Below are 13759 nucleotides of genomic sequence, written 5' to 3' on the forward strand. Positions count from 1 at the left end.
CCTTTCCGGCTCAGCGGCGGAAGATCTCCAGCCGGGTGGGCGCGGGCCGCCCCGGTGCGGGCAGCCCGAAGCCGCGGCGCCCCGGGGTGATCGACCCCAGCACGCCGGCGTGGCGGGCGCCGGTGCAGCTCGGCACCGTACCGGCCAGCCCATGGGCGGTCAGGAAGGCGAGGACGGCGAAGGCGTACGCCTCCTTCGCCGCCGCCGGAAGGCCGAGGTCGTCGGAGGTCCGCAGCGCGATGGGGCCCAGCTCCCGGCGCAACGCCCCCATCAGGGTGGGGTTGCGGGTGCCGCCGCCCGAGGCGATCACCTCGGTGGCGTGCACCTTCCGTACGGCGTCGGCCACCGTCCGGGCCGTCAGCTCGGTGACGGTGGCGACCACGTCGTCGTCCGGCACCGGGCCGGTGGCGGCCAGGGCAGCCCGCAGATAGGAGGCGTGGAACAGCTCCTTGCCGGTGGTCTTCGGCGCGGGCAGCGCATAGTACGGCTCGGCCAGCAGCCGCTCAAGCAGCGGCTCGTGGACGGTCCCGCGCGCCGCCATGACACCGTCCGCGTCATGGTCCAGCCGGCCGTCCGTCAGATCGCCGACCGCCGCGTCGATGAGCGCGTTCGCCGGGCCGGTGTCGAACGCCAGCGGATCCCCGGCGCCGGAGACCACCGTGATGTTGGCGATCCCGCCCAGGTTGAGGGCGGCGCACACACCGGGCCGCCCGCGCAGCCACAGGGTGTCCACCAGGCTGACCAGGGGAGCGCCCTGACCGCCCGCGGCCACATCGCGGGTGCGCAGATCGGAGACCACCGGACAGCCGGTGGCCTCGGCGATCCAGGCGGGCCCGCCGAGCTGGAGCGTGCCGTGCACCCGCCCGCCCTCGGCCCAGTGGTACACCGTCTGGCCGTGGGAGCCGATGAGGTCCGCACGCCCCTCGCACAGCTCCCGGTCGGCGCGGACCGCGAGCGCGGCGAACGCCTGGCCGATCCGGGTGTCGAGCGCGCACACCTCCCGCATGGTGGTGGCCGCCGGGGGCAGCGCGGCGCTCAGCGCCGACCGCAGCGCCTCCGGATACGCCTCGCTGACCAGCCCCAGCGGGGCCAGCACCACGGTGTCGCCGTCGAGCACCAGATCGGCCGCCGCGGCGTCCACCGCGTCATGGGACGTGCCCGACATCAGACCGATCACCCGCATGATGTCTCCTCCTCCCGCTCGGCCCCCTTGTCCGTCCGCGCCGCGCCGGGCAGCGCGCCGCGGTGGTTCTCCCCGCGCAGGGTGAACAGGGCGACCACGCTGACGGCGCAGGTCACCGTCACGTAGTAGGCCGGGATGTCGACCTCGCCGGTGTGCTTGATCACCTCGGTGATGATGAGCCCCGCGCATCCGGAGAACACCGCGTTGGACAGCGCGTACGCCAGCCCCAGACCCGTGTAGCGGACCCGGGTCGGGAACATCTCGGCGAGCATGGCCGGACCCGGCCCCGCCATCAGGCCCACCACCACGCCCGCCACGAAGACCGCCGCCCCCTGGACCCATGCCGAACTGTCCGGATCCTGCAAGACGTTGAGCAGCGGGAAGGCCAGCACCGCCACCAACGCGGCCCCGGTCAGCATCACCGGCCGCCGCCCGATCCGGTCGCTGAGCAGTCCCGCCGGGAGGATGGAGAGCGCGAAGCCCGCGTTGGCCACCACGGTGGCGACCAGCGCCTGCTGGAAGGTGGCGTCCAAGGTGGCCTGGAGATACGAGGGCATGACGACCAGGAAGGTGTAACCGGCCGCCGCCCAGCCCATGACGCGCGCGGCCCCCATGACGACGGCCCCGGCCACCTCACGGGGGTCCGCCACCCGCTCCGGCCCGGCCGACGGCGCGGTGCCGGGGTCCCCGTCCGCCGCCGCGCGGAAGAACGGGGTCTCCTCCAGCCTCAGCCGCAGCCACAGGGCCACCAGCCCGATCGGCAGGGTCAGCAGGAACGGCAGCCGCCATCCCCAGTCGCCCAGCGACTCCTCGCTCAGCACGGTGGCCAGCACCGCCGCCACCCCGGCCCCGGCCAGCAGCCCCAGCGCCACGGTGAACGACTGCCACGCCCCGTACAGCCCGCGGCGGCCCGGCGGGGCGAACTCCGTCATGATCGACACCGCGCCGCCGAACTCCCCGCCCGCGGAGAGACCTTGGACGATCCGCAACAGGGTGAGCAGCCAGGGCGCGGCCGCGCCCAGCGTGTCGTACGTGGGCAGCGCTCCGATGAGCGTGGTGGCGCCGGTCATCAGCAGCAGCACCAGGATCAGCGTGGGACGGCGGCCGATCCGGTCGCCGACCCGGCCGAAGACGGCGGCGCCGATGGGGCGGAAGAAGAACGCGATCCCGAACGAGGCGTAGGTCTTGACCAGGCCCTCGATCTCGCTGCCGCCGTCCGGGGTGAAGAAGTTCGCCGCGATGATCGTCGCGAAGAAGCCGTAGACACCGAACTCGTACCACTCGATGAAGTTGCCGACCGAACCGGCCACCAGCGCGCGGCGCGGGGCCCGTCCGGCGACACGCTCGCTGGGATCCGCTGGGGACGTCGTCACATCCGGGCCCTTTCCGCCGTCACCGCCAAGGGGATGTGATGTCCGTACCCGTCAGGGAGCGCGGTTACCGGTGCGAGCGCGGCTCCAGCGACGCTCGAGGTCTGGGCAGATCCCGTACGTAGGCCGAGGCGCGGGTCGACGCGGTGCCGTACGGGCCCGTCCTCAGCCGCGCACTATCGCGTTGCATTCCCGCTGCAACGCGATGTCCTGCCACATCGGGTGCTGGGGCCCCGCGTTGGAGCACACCACCGCGCCCCACGCGCCCACCCGTGCCGACTCCTCGACGGCGCGGCGGCAGAACGCGGCCCCCACCGGGCCCTCCTCGAAGGTCCCGTGCAGCGGGGTGTAGCCGATCCAGCCCTCGCCGAAGACCAGCGGGACCCCGTTCGCGGCCGCCCAGTCCGCGGCCGCCTCGATCCAGGTGACCAGCCGCTGGTCCATCGCCAGCCGGTGCACGGCGTAGCGGTCGTACAGCCAGGCGTCCCAGCGGTCGGGGTCGCACCAGTCGTGGACGTAGATCTCCCGGGGGCCGACCGTGGTGGCCTCCAGCCGCCAGCGGTCGCCGGGCGGAGGGGCCCAGTCGGCCAGATCGGGGGCGCCGGGGCGCAGCAGCTCCCGGCGGACCTCCTCCTGGGGGAACGGGCGGGCCCGGTCGCGGATGGCGAAGGTGGTCAGCAGCTCGTCCAGCACCCCGTAGACATAGGGGTGGAAGACCGCCACATCCACCTCGCGGGGCACCCCGCGCAGCGAACCGACCGGCACCTTGGCGTAGTTGACCGTGACCGGCCGGTTGGGGTGGCGCTCCTTGAACCGGGCGATGCCCCGCTCCAGCCGCGGCCGCAGGGCGACGACCTTGTCCGCACCGGCCAGCCCCTCGGTGAGCCGGCTGCCCTGGACCTCGTTGTGCAGCTCGGTGAAGGCGATCCGGTCGTCCAGACCGTGGATCACCAGGAAGTCGATCAGATCGGCCAGCGCGTCCGCGAGGGCCTCGGCGCGCCGCTCGGGATCGACGGCCATCAGCGCGTCGAACCAGGCCCGGTCCTCGCCGAACGACGGGCTCTGCTGGTACTCCCAGCTGGAGAGGATGACGAAGCAGTCATGGCGCAGGGCCGCCTCGAACAGCTCGCGCAGCCATGCCCGGCCGTCGATCTCGCCCCCGCCGCCCAGGTCGTACCAGCGCATCCGCTGCCCGTACGCGCCGCCCAGCGCCGACGGCCGCAGCTTGGTCGTGTCCAGCCGGGAGCCGAAGAGCAGGAACGGCATGGCGCAGATGCGCACCGTGTTGTAGCCGCGGGCCACGGCACCCTCGAAGGCACGGTCGAGATCGGCGAAGGGCTCATCCGGGCCGGTGCGGGTGTACCAGCTGAAGTCCCACAGCGAGATGGTCAGTTTGTCCGGCAGATGCGGCGACAGCGTCACAGGGGGCTCCCCGCGGTCGGCGGCTCGGCGATGGCAGAGATGAGAGATCGGTTCATCGTCCGGGGGTGCCAATGGGCTGTCAAGATGTATTCATAAATAATGGCCAGGGTCGGGGGTGACCGGGTTTCCACCCCTGTTCATCCGGTACGGCGGGTGCCGGAGGCCGTCCGGGGCCGGGACGCGACCCGTAAGGCGGTCGCGCCGACCATATGGGGCGGCCTCTCAGGCGATCCAGCCGTAGCCGGGCCGTGGTCTGCGGGAGGCCGGGGGCGCGCCCACGCTCTCCAGGTCGTGCTCGGCGGCCCGCACCAACTGCTGCCCCAGATCGCTGAGCGCCCGCCCGGCCGCCAGCTCATCGCCGATCACGGGCACGTCCTCGTCGTCCGGATTGCACCGGGCCAGTCCCCGGCCGGTGAGCGCCGTGGACCCGGTGTCCAGCTCGATGCGCGCCCTGGTCCGCCCCTCGTCCTCGGAGAGGTAGAGATGGACCTTCCACTCCACTGTGTGCGACATGGTCTGCTCCTCACCTTCTGGGCGGCCGCCTCTGGCGCCAGAAGCGGCCGGATCCCGCGGCGGCGGCCGGAGCCCCGCTCAGCGGCGGCCGGAGCCCCGCTCAGCGACGGTTCCTGCCGGACCACGCGGGTTCCACCACCTTCCACTCTGCCTCCCATCGCGCGTACCGCCTGCGGTCCAGGGCCCGCCGGACCCGGGCCCGCCCCGTGAACGCGAGCGCGGCCACCGTCGCCGCGGTGATACAGCCGGTGAACCAGCCCATGGTCCGCGCGGTCGAGGGGGAGGAGGGCGGCTGCGCCAGGGCGCCCTCGCGGTTCACCCAGACCCGTACCTCGTCCCCCGAGTCGCCGTCGCCCGCCACCGTGGCGGTGCCCGTACGGCGCTCACCGTCGTCCGCGACCCAGTGCACCCGTGCCTGCCGCGGCTCCCGCACATCGCTGTGGGCCGGGCCGGGCGTGGCATCGGCGAGCCGCGCGGTGATCTGGTGCCGGGCCTCGGTCTCGGCGGCCACGACGCGCATCTGGGAGGCGTGTGCCGCGTACCCCGCGCTGATCGCGGCGGCCGGCAGTCCGACCACGAGGATCAGCGCGAACAGCACCGTGCACCAGGTCTGGATCCGGTCCGTCCGGCGGCGCAGCGGGTTGGGTCCCTTGGCCGGGCGTTTGAGCAGAGGCGGACGCGGCCCGAATACGCGTCGCGGTCCGTGGGTGTTCATGGTCTGGCCTCCAGCGGGTGCTGACGCCGGCGCGTGGTCGCGCGGGCATCGGGGTCAGGTGCGCGGGGCGGGCTGATAGGCGCCGGGCACCATCCGCGCGCTGATCGCCGTGCGGTTGTAGGCGTTGATCACGACGGCGGCCCAGATCACGGCCGCCACCTGCGGTTCGTCGAAGACCTCGCGGACGGCCGCGTAGACCTCGTCCGGCACATGGCCGTCCTGGATCGAGGTCACCGCCTCGGTCAGCGCGAGCGCGGCCCGCTCCCGCTCGGTGAAGAACGGGGTCTCCCGCCAGGCGGCGAGGGTGTGGATCCGCTGCTCGGTCTCGCCCTGGGCGCGGGCGTCCTTGGTGTGCATGTCCAGGCAGAACGCGCAGCCGTTGAGCTGCGAGGCGCGGATCCTGACCAGCTCCAGCAGCTCGGGCTCGACCCCCGCCGCCAGGGCGGCCCGCACCGCCGCCCGGTGCAGCTCGCCCATCGCGGCGGACACCTCGGGGGCGAGGCCCTTCAGATCCAGCCGGGCGGTGGTGCGGGCCGGGGTGGTCGTGGTCATCGGTGAACTCCGTTCGTCGCGGTCGGTCGCGGTCGGTCGCAGTGAGTCGTGGTCAGTCGCGGTGAGGCAGTGAGTCGTGGTGAGGCAGCGGGTCACGGTCGGTCGCGGTCAGGGGATCGGGTCGGTCAGGGGACCGGGGTCGCCAGAGGATGGGGAACGCCGTCCAGCCAGGTCTGCCAGGAGGCGGCGCGCAGCGCCGGGCCCGCCCGCAGCGGGCGGCCCAGCCACGCGGTCACCGGGCGGATCCCGTGCACCGCGTTGACCAGCCACACCTCACGGCCGTCCAGCTCCTGCACGGTGCGGCGGCGGTGCTCGGTGCGGACGCCCAGTTCGGCCGCCCGGTCCTGGATCAGAGCCGAGGTCACGCCCGCAAGCAGCGGAAGCTCCGGGGGCGGCAGACACAGCACGTCGTCCTCCCACCACAGGACGCTCGCCGCCGTGCCCTCGAGCACCAGCCCGGAGGGGGTGGTGAGCAGCAGTTCCTGCGCGCCGCGGGCGGCGGCCCGCTCCCGCAGATGCGCCAGGAGTGAGAGGTCGGGGCCGGTACGGCGGGGATGCGACCGCGGGTCGAACTCCTCGGTCAGGCATACGGTCACATTGACCGTCCGCGGCGGCGCGGGCCGGACCCGCAGGAACAGCCGGGCCGGTTCCGGACCGGCCAGCTCGACCCGGGGGAACCAGCGCTCGGTGCGGGGCAGGGCGGCGATCGCGTCGCGCCAGAAGCTCTCGATCCGGGCGGGGGAGTCGCCGCTCGCCTCGACGCACGCGGCGACGAACCGGCGGCGGTGGCGGTCGAGCCCGCGCACCCGCCCGTCGTCGACCAGCCAGGAGTCGGTGGCCAGCAGCGCGCTGTCCGGCACCGCCCGGGAGGGCATCAGCCCGCCGTCCTCGCGCCACATCAGCGTCCACTGCTTCTGGCCCGACGCGTCGGCGTGACCGATGTTCTGTGTGGCGACCATGTCCGCTTCCACGTCTCCGTCCCGACGTTCTCGACGTTCTCGATGTGCTCGATGTCCGATGCCGTGCTGTCCCGGTGTCCTACGTCTGCTGTCAGCGTTCCGTTGCTCCGTTGTCCGGCCGGACCGTCGTTCCGTTGTCCGGCCGGGTTCCCCGCCGTGCTCGCTGGATTAGCGGTGTTCGCTGGATTGCCGGTCAATAGCCGCGCGCCGGGCCGCCCCGGGGGCCGTAGGGGGCGCGTTCCAGCCACTCCCCGCAGCGGGGGACCACCGGCGACAGGGCGGCCGCCGCGCGCTGCGTCGCCCGCTTCCACGGCCGGGGCCGCAGATGGTCCAGGGCCGCCCCGGCGGCCTCGCTGTTGTAGAGGGCCGCGCTCCGGCGGGCGGAGGCGTACCCGGCCACCGTCGCGGGTCCCCGCGATGGCTCGGAGCATGCCGCCGACACCGCCTCGGCCGCCGCGACCGCGTCCGCGATCCCGCTGTTCATCCCGCGGGCCCCGAAGGGCGGGAACAGATGCGCCGCCTCGCCCGCCAGCAGCACCCGGCCGGACGGATCCGCGAACGACCCGGCGACCTTGCGCAGGAAGTGGTACCGCGACACCCACAGCACCCGGTGGGCGCAGTCCTCGCCCACCAGCCGCGGGAGCCAGCGGCGCAGCGCCTTCTCGGTGCCGAAGGACTCCGGCGGATCGTCGGCGCGGCACTGCAGATCGATCTGGAAGCCCCCGGTGAACGGCACCCGCAGTACGGTGCGGCCGCCGGTGCCGGGGTGCTCGTAGTGGAAGACCCGCTCGACCGGCAGGTCCCCGCCGGGCGGATCCGCCACGTCCACCACCACGTGATAGCCGTCGGACCGGGTGCCCTCCAGCGGGATGCCCAGCGCCTTGCGCACCCCCGAACGGGCTCCGTCGGCAGCGATCACATGGCCGGCCGTCCAGCTCCCGCCGTCCTTGGCGGTCACCGTCACCTTGTCGCCGTCCGCGCGCACCTCGTCCACCTCGGCGTCGAAGCGGAACTCCACGCCCGCCTCCGCGCACGCCTCGTGGAGGAACCGCTCGGTGTCCACCTGGCGCAGGCTGGTGAACGCGGGCAGGGCCGCGGCCCCGCCTCCGGAGGCCCGCGGAAAGGTCTGCGCGAACACCTCGCGGCCGCGGTAGAGGGTGCGCCGGGTGCGCCAGGTGGTCCCGTACGCCGCGATCCGTACGCCCAGTCCCGGGCGGGCCCGCTCCAGCAGTCCGAGCGACCGCCGGTGGACGAACAGCGCGCGGCTGCCGGGCCGCACCCGGTCCCGCGCCCCGGCCTCCAGCACCAGGACCGGCAGCCCGGCGGCGCGCAGGGCGAGGGCCGCCGTCATCCCGACCGGCCCGGCGCCCACCACCAGAACCGGGCCGCCGTCCTCGCCCGCCGCCATGTCAGCCACCGACCGGTGCGGTGGACAGGGTGGGCAGCTCACCCGCGGCGAGCTGCCGGGCGATCTCCAGCCGCTTGATCTTCCAGGTGGCGGTGCGCGGCAGATCCTCGAAGCGGCACTGCACCGGCTCGGCCAGCGCCGGGAGATCCTCGGTCGCCCGCCGCCAGCTGTCGGGGTCCAGCGGCTCGTTCCCCCGGGTGCACACCACCGGCACCGGCTCGCGCCCCGGACCGTGGACGATGATCACTTCCCGGAGGTCGGCGAACCGCGACAGCAACTCGTCCTCCACCTCCAGCGTGCTGTCCACGGTGGAGATCCGGTCCACCTCGCGGTCCAGCAGATACAGCGCGCCCCACCGGTCGCGGTAGCCCATGTCGCCCATCCGCCACCACCCCTGGTCCACCTGCCGGGCGTAACTCTCCGGCGCGCCGAGATAGGTGAGGATCCGGCCGCGGGTGCGGGCCTCGATGGCCCCCGTCGCACCCGGCGGGCACTTGCGGCCCCGCTCGTCCACCACCCGGATCCGGGTGAACCCGGGGATGCCGGTGCCCACCCGCCGTGCCTCCACCCGGTCCGCACCCCGCCGGGTGTACCAGCCGAAGGCGATGGGCCCGGTCTCGCTCTGCCCGTACAGCTGCATCAGCCGGGGGTCGCGGCGCCGGGACGCGGCGAGCAGCCGCCGCACCGTACGGGGGTGGATGGCGTCGAAGGTGGAGCCGTACGCCCGGACGTTGGACAGCGGGCCGTTCGGCGCGTCGGCCAGGTCCTCCCACAGCACATAGGTGTTGGGGTGTGTCTCCACGATGCCGGGGCGGTGCGCCGCCAGCAGCGGACCGGCGTGGGCCGGGTCGGGGTCGACGAGCAGCAGCAGCGGACTGCCGAAGTGCAGCAGTACGCCCAGCAGATGGTAGAAGCGGGAGTGGACGAACGACATGTGCAGCGCGGCCGCCTCCCCGCGGGTGGCCCGGCCCAGCGCCTGCTGGGGCACCAGCCGGTTCCACATGGTGTGCGGGCAGTGCACCGCCAGCTTCGGTATGCCGGTGGTCCCCGAGCTGTGGGTGATCAGCGAGGGTTCCCGGGGGTGCAGCCGGATGGCCGGGCGGCGTGGCACCCCGGCGAGGGCGGCCAGCGCGATGGCGTTCCCGGGCGCCTCGTCCACCGTCAGCACGCCCCGGGCCAGGGTGGTGTCCACCGTGCTCAGCGTGGACTCCAGCGTCGCCCGGTCGGTGATCAGCCAGGGGGCGTGCAGCCGGTCCAGCAGCACCGCCGCCACCTGTCCGTCCAGCGAGGGCGACAGCAGCGCCGGGACCGCGCCGATCCTGGAGACGGCACAGGTCAGCAGCACGATGTCGACGTTGTCGCCCTTGAGGATCGCCACATGCTCACTCGGGCGCACCCCCGCCGACCACAGCCGGGCGGCCAGGTCGTCGACCAGATCGGCCAGTTCGGTGTAGCCGAGGTCGGTACCGGCGTCGGGGGCGACGTCCAGTGGCCGGTCCAGGGTCACCCTGACCCTGCCGTGCCGGGCCGCGGCCTCCTGGAACATCAGCCCCAGATAGAACCCGCGCTCGGGGAGAAGCCGCTGCAACATATCGAGGTCCTCATCGTTCGAAGTCGGTCAGCGGGCCGCGCGCTGGGGCGCGGCCGGCACGCCGGTTTGACTCGTCACCAGCGGCCCGTGCGGACGACATGGCGCCGCAGCTTTCCCGTCGGGGTGCGCGGCAGCGAGGCCACCAGGCGCACGGTGCGCGGCGCCTTGTAGGCGGCGAGCCGCCGCCGGGCCAGCGCGATCAGATCGGCCGTCAGGGTCTCCTCGTCCACCGCCGGGCCGCCCGCCCGGTCACCTCCGTCGGCCGCCCGGCTACTTCCGTCGGCTGCCCGGCTACTTCCGTCGGCCGCCGGTACGACATAGGCGCGCAGCCGGGTCGCGCCCCGCTCGTCGGGGACGGCCGCCACCGCCACCTCCCGCACCGACGGGTGCTGCCGCAGCACCTCCTCGACCTCCAGTGGCGACACGGTGATCCCGCCGACCATCTCCAGGTCGTCCACCCGGCCCAGATGGCGATAGGTCCCGTCGCGCTCGCGCCGGGCCCGGTCCCGGGTGGCGAGCCAACCGCCGTCCGCCGGGCGGCCGGTGACCACCGTCGGGCCCCGTACCCACAGCTCGCCCTCGGCCGGGCCGTCGGCGCCGTCCGCCACCACCGCGCCCTCGCCGTCCCGCAGCTCCAGCTCGAAGCGGGGCACCGGACGGCCGAGGGTGCCGGGGGTGTTGTCCCACACCGTGTTGGCGCAGAAGGCGTGGCCCGCCTCGGTGGAGCCGATCTGCTCCAGCACCGGCGCGCCGAGCAGCTCACCGACCCGCTCACCGAGGGCGGGCGGCAGCCCCTCGCCCGCGCTGACCGCGGCGCGGACGGAGGCGAAGCAGGCCGTGTGGCCGGTGCCGCGCTCGTCCACCAGAGCGGCGTACGAGGACGGCACCGAATACAGCAGGGTCACCCGGTGCCGGGCCACGAGGTCGTCGATGAGGGCGGGTCCGGGGCGGTCCGCGGTGAGCACCGCGGCCGACCCCGAGAAGAGGGGGAAGGCGAAGGCGTTCCCGAAGCCGTAGGCGTAGAACAGCTTGGACACCGAGAACGACACGTCCGCCGGGCCGATGTCCAGCACCTCCTGCCCGACCAGGTCGTGATAGGCGGCCACATCGCCATGGCTGTGCGCCACCGCCTTGGGGCGGCCGGTGGTCCCGGAGGTGTACTGGATGTACAGCGGGGTGGTGGCCGTCACCGGCTCGGCCGCCGGGGCCGGGGCCGCCGAGCCCGGCGTGGCCGACGGGCCGGTCAGGGCCGACAGCTGGTCGGCGCCGAGCCAGGGGACGCCGTCGAAGTGGTCCTGGAGACCGGGCCCGGAGACGGCCAGCGCGGCGCGCGAGTCCTCGGCCATGAAGCGGTGGTCGTCGGCGGTGAGGGCGGGGTTGACCAGCACCGCCACGGCGCCCAGCCGGGCGGCGGCCAGAAACGTGGTCACCCACATGATGCCGTCGGGCAACGTCAGCAGCACCCGGTCACCGGCCGCCACCCCCCGGCCCGCCAGCACGGTGGCCGCGCGCTCGGCGCGGTCGTGGACCTCGCCGTGGGTCCAGACCCGGTGGCCCTCGAGAAAGGCGGTCCGGCCGGACCAGCCGCGGCGGTCCGCGAGCGCCGCGAGATGCGCGGCCACATTGGCCGAGACGGTGGGCCCGACGGGCATGGGCGGGGCGGACACCGATACGGCGGACACCGATAGGGCGGTCACCGGCCGGGCTCCTTCGCCGCGGGGGCGGGCGGCGCCGCGACGGCGGCCACCAGCAGATCGTCCATCTCCCCGCCGGACGCGGGCTCCCCGGCGGACGCGGGCTCCACGGCCTGGTAGGCACGCATGGTGGCGGCGGTCTTCAGCAGCATCTCCTCGTACTCCTCGGCCGGGTCGGAATCGAGAACGATGGCGCCGCCCGCGCCGATGTGCATCCGGCCGCCGGTGAACACGGCCGTGCGGATGACGATGTTGAGGTCGGCCGCGCCGTTGCAGCTGAGGTAGCCGAGCGCGCCGGAGTACACCCCGCGGGCCTCGGTCTCCAGCGAGTCGATGATCTCCAGCGTGCGCAGCTTGGGGGCGCCGGTCATGGAGCCGCCCGGGAAGCAGGCGCGGACGCAGTCGACGGAGGTGGTCTCCGGGCGCAGCCGGCCGCGCACGGTGGAGACCAACTGGTGGACGGAGGCGTAGGTCTCGGTGTTCATCAGCCGCGGCACGTACACACTGCCCGACGCGCACACCCGCCCCAGGTCGTTGCGGAGCAGATCCACGATCATCAGGTTCTCGGCGCGGGCCTTGGGGTTGGAGGCGAGGGCGGCCAGCGCCCGCGCGTCCTTCTCCGGGTTCTGGCCGCGCGGGGCGGTGCCCTTGATCGGTTTGGCCTCGGCGGTGCCGTCGGGGGTGATGCGCAGAAAGCGCTCGGGGGAGGCGCAGGCCACATCGGTGCCGTCGAACCGCAGATAGGCGGCGTACGGCGCCGGGTTGAACCGCCGCAGGGCCCGGTAGAAGGCGTAGGAGTCGCTCGGGGCGGGCAGCCAGGCGGAGTCGGTCAGGCAGATCTCATAGCTGACCCCGGCGCGCAGCTCCCGCAGACACGCCTCGATCGACGCCAGATACCGCTCCCGGTCCCGGACCAGCCAGGGTTCCACGGCGGCCGTGGTGGCGAGGGCCGGCGGTTGCGGGGCGGGTCCGGTGAGCGTCGGCACCCCGCTGAGCACGGTCACGGTGGTGTCCAGCCAGTCCTTCGCCTCCCGGTGGCCGTCGGGGGTGTCCTCGGCGAGGCAGCAGATGTAGGTGACGCCCTCCTGGTGGTCGACGGCGACGAACCGGTCGGCGAAGAGCCAGCAGGCGTCCGGGGTGGTGGCCCGGTGGCGGTTGGGGGAGCCGCAGTCGGCCTTGAGCTCGTAGCCGAAGTAGCCCACGTAGCCGCCGGTGAAGTCGAAGGGCAGATCGGGGGCCTTGATCCGGTGGCGGGTCAGCTCCCGCTTGAGGTAGTCGAAGACGCTGCCCTCGACCCGGACGGCGGGCCGTCCCGTCCGCCGCACCTCGCAGACGCCGGTGTCGGTGTCGTAGCGGACGAACTCGGCGAGCGGGCCGGTGCCGTCCCCGAGGAAGGAGAAGCGGGCCTCGCCGGACTCCGCGCGCGAGCTGTCGAGCCAGAACGCGTGCGGCGCCTCGGCGTACAGCCGGGTGAAGGCCGCCTCGGTGTCGGTGGCGTCGGCCAGCCACCGGGCGTGCAGCCGGTAGCCGGGGCCCACTTGGGGCGGCTCGGCCGGAGCGTCGTGCTTGGGAGCGGGCCGGGCCAGTTCGGTTCGGGGGTCCGCCTCGGGGGTGGGCGGTGAGTCCGGCGCGGTGGGCGCCTTGGTCGCCTTGGTTGCTTTCGTCGATTTCGCCGCTTTGGGGGCCGTACGGGCGCGGCGCGGCTCCTCGGCGGAGGCGGGGGACACGGTGGAGGTCACCGACTCGCCGTTGGCGTGCTCGACGGTCAGATCGCGGAAGTTGCTGAGCATGCGGTGGCCGTATCCGGTCAGCACCGACTCCGGGTGGAACTGGACGCCCCACAGCGGACGGGCCCGGTGCCGCAGCGCCATCAGCACACCGTCCTCGGACCAGGCGATGCCCTGCAGCCCCAGCGGCAGCGGCTCGGCCACGCACAGCGAGTGATAGCGCACGGCCGTGAAGTCCTGCGGAAGGCCGCGGAACAGTCCGCGCCCGCCGTGCTTGATCCGGGACAGATGCCCGTGCTTGGGCTCGGGCGCGGACACCACCCGCGCTTGCGCGCCGAGTGCGATCCCCTGGTGCCCCAGGCACACCCCCAGCACCGGGATGGGCGACCGCTCGATCAGCCGGGCGGTGGCGCCGAAGTCCCGGGGATCCGCCGGATGTCCGGGGCCGGGGGAGAGCACGATGTTGTCGAACGCGGAGAGATCGATGTCCGCGCACTCCGGCGCGTCATGCAGAAGCACCTCCGGTTCCTCGCCGTTGACCTCGGTCAGCAGTTGAAAGAGGTTGTACGTGTACGAGTCGTAATGATCGACGAGGAGAGTCCTCAGCGATTCCATCCGGATTTGC

Annotated in this window: 11 protein-coding genes; all 11 read right to left on the minus strand. The window is 73.7% G+C overall.

The genetic code is table 11. The features are described 5' to 3' along the window. Positions 1 to 10: 10 nt before the first annotated feature. The 11 genes from NP777_RS10380 to pabB all read right to left on the minus strand — a co-directional run bounded on the left by NP777_RS10380 (position 11) and on the right by pabB (position 13749). Entirely contained in the window at positions 11 to 1183 is a 1173-nt protein-coding gene (locus NP777_RS10380; protein WP_256649799.1) for an anhydro-N-acetylmuramic acid kinase, read from the minus strand. Then, positions 1174 to 2556 carry an MFS transporter gene (locus NP777_RS10385; RefSeq protein ID WP_256649800.1) on the minus strand — a complete coding sequence of 461 codons (1383 nt, stop codon included), beginning with the start codon at positions 2554 to 2556 and terminating at the stop codon, positions 1174 to 1176. Before NP777_RS10385 ends, NP777_RS10380 begins: the two co-directional genes overlap by 10 nt. A 162-nt stretch (positions 2557 to 2718) precedes the next feature. Then, the gene (locus NP777_RS10390; RefSeq protein ID WP_256649801.1) at positions 2719 to 3975 is read right to left on the minus strand and encodes a cellulase-like family protein; all 1257 of its coding nucleotides are present in this window, start codon (positions 3973 to 3975) and stop codon (positions 2719 to 2721) included. A gap of 222 nt (positions 3976 to 4197) precedes the next feature. Further along, positions 4198 to 4488, minus strand: a complete 291-nt coding sequence (locus tag NP777_RS10395; RefSeq protein WP_256649803.1) for a DUF1876 domain-containing protein — start codon at positions 4486 to 4488, stop codon at positions 4198 to 4200. A 100-nt stretch (positions 4489 to 4588) separates the two neighbouring features. Then, entirely contained in the window at positions 4589 to 5203 is a 615-nt protein-coding gene (locus NP777_RS10400; RefSeq protein WP_256649804.1) for an Rv1733c family protein, read from the minus strand. A 54-nt stretch (positions 5204 to 5257) separates the two neighbouring features. Next, on the minus strand, positions 5258 to 5755 hold the full coding sequence (locus tag NP777_RS10405) for a carboxymuconolactone decarboxylase family protein (RefSeq protein WP_256649805.1): 498 nt from the start codon (positions 5753 to 5755) through the stop codon (positions 5258 to 5260). Positions 5756 to 5880: 125 nt separating this feature from the next. Beyond that, positions 5881 to 6714: an aminotransferase class IV gene (locus tag NP777_RS10410; RefSeq protein WP_256649806.1), complete on the minus strand. Its 834-nt coding sequence runs from the start codon at positions 6712 to 6714 to the stop codon at positions 5881 to 5883. Between the two features lie 193 nt (positions 6715 to 6907). Continuing rightward, positions 6908 to 8122, minus strand: coding sequence for an FAD-dependent monooxygenase (locus NP777_RS10415; RefSeq protein ID WP_256649869.1), 1215 nt, complete (start codon positions 8120 to 8122; stop codon positions 6908 to 6910). 1 nt (position 8123) lies between these two features. Further along, complete coding sequence (locus NP777_RS10420) at positions 8124 to 9713, minus strand: class I adenylate-forming enzyme family protein (RefSeq protein ID WP_256649807.1); 1590 nt, start codon at positions 9711 to 9713, stop codon at positions 8124 to 8126. A 74-nt stretch (positions 9714 to 9787) separates the two neighbouring features. Beyond that, positions 9788 to 11365 carry an AMP-binding protein gene (locus NP777_RS10425; protein ID WP_256649870.1) on the minus strand — a complete coding sequence of 526 codons (1578 nt, stop codon included), beginning with the start codon at positions 11363 to 11365 and terminating at the stop codon, positions 9788 to 9790. Positions 11366 to 11406: 41 nt separating this feature from the next. Then, entirely contained in the window at positions 11407 to 13749 is a 2343-nt protein-coding gene (gene pabB, locus NP777_RS10430; RefSeq protein WP_256649808.1) for an aminodeoxychorismate synthase component I, read from the minus strand. Positions 13750 to 13759 lie beyond the last annotated feature (10 nt).

Origin of the sequence: Streptomyces rugosispiralis, assembly GCF_024505145.1 — a bacterium.
GTDB lineage: Bacteria > Actinomycetota > Actinomycetes > Streptomycetales > Streptomycetaceae > Streptomyces > Streptomyces rugosispiralis.

Excerpts from the sequence above, each read along its gene's own strand:
- NP777_RS10380 (WP_256649799.1), bottom strand. The coding sequence starts at position 1,183 with ATGCGGGTGATCGGTCTGATGTCGGGCACGTCCCATGACGCGGTGGAC.
- NP777_RS10395 (WP_256649803.1), bottom strand. The coding sequence starts at position 4,488 with ATGTCGCACACAGTGGAGTGGAAGGTCCATCTCTACCTCTCCGAGGAC.
- NP777_RS10400 (WP_256649804.1), bottom strand. The coding sequence starts at position 5,203 with ATGAACACCCACGGACCGCGACGCGTATTCGGGCCGCGTCCGCCTCTG.
- NP777_RS10405 (WP_256649805.1), bottom strand. The coding sequence starts at position 5,755 with ATGACCACGACCACCCCGGCCCGCACCACCGCCCGGCTGGATCTGAAG.
- NP777_RS10410 (WP_256649806.1), bottom strand. The coding sequence starts at position 6,714 with ATGGTCGCCACACAGAACATCGGTCACGCCGACGCGTCGGGCCAGAAG.
- NP777_RS10415 (WP_256649869.1), bottom strand. The coding sequence starts at position 8,122 with ATGGCGGCGGGCGAGGACGGCGGCCCGGTTCTGGTGGTGGGCGCCGGG.
- NP777_RS10420 (WP_256649807.1), bottom strand. The coding sequence starts at position 9,713 with ATGTTGCAGCGGCTTCTCCCCGAGCGCGGGTTCTATCTGGGGCTGATG.
- NP777_RS10425 (WP_256649870.1), bottom strand. The coding sequence starts at position 11,365 with ATGCCCGTCGGGCCCACCGTCTCGGCCAATGTGGCCGCGCATCTCGCG.
- pabB (WP_256649808.1), bottom strand. The coding sequence starts at position 13,749 with ATGGAATCGCTGAGGACTCTCCTCGTCGATCATTACGACTCGTACACG.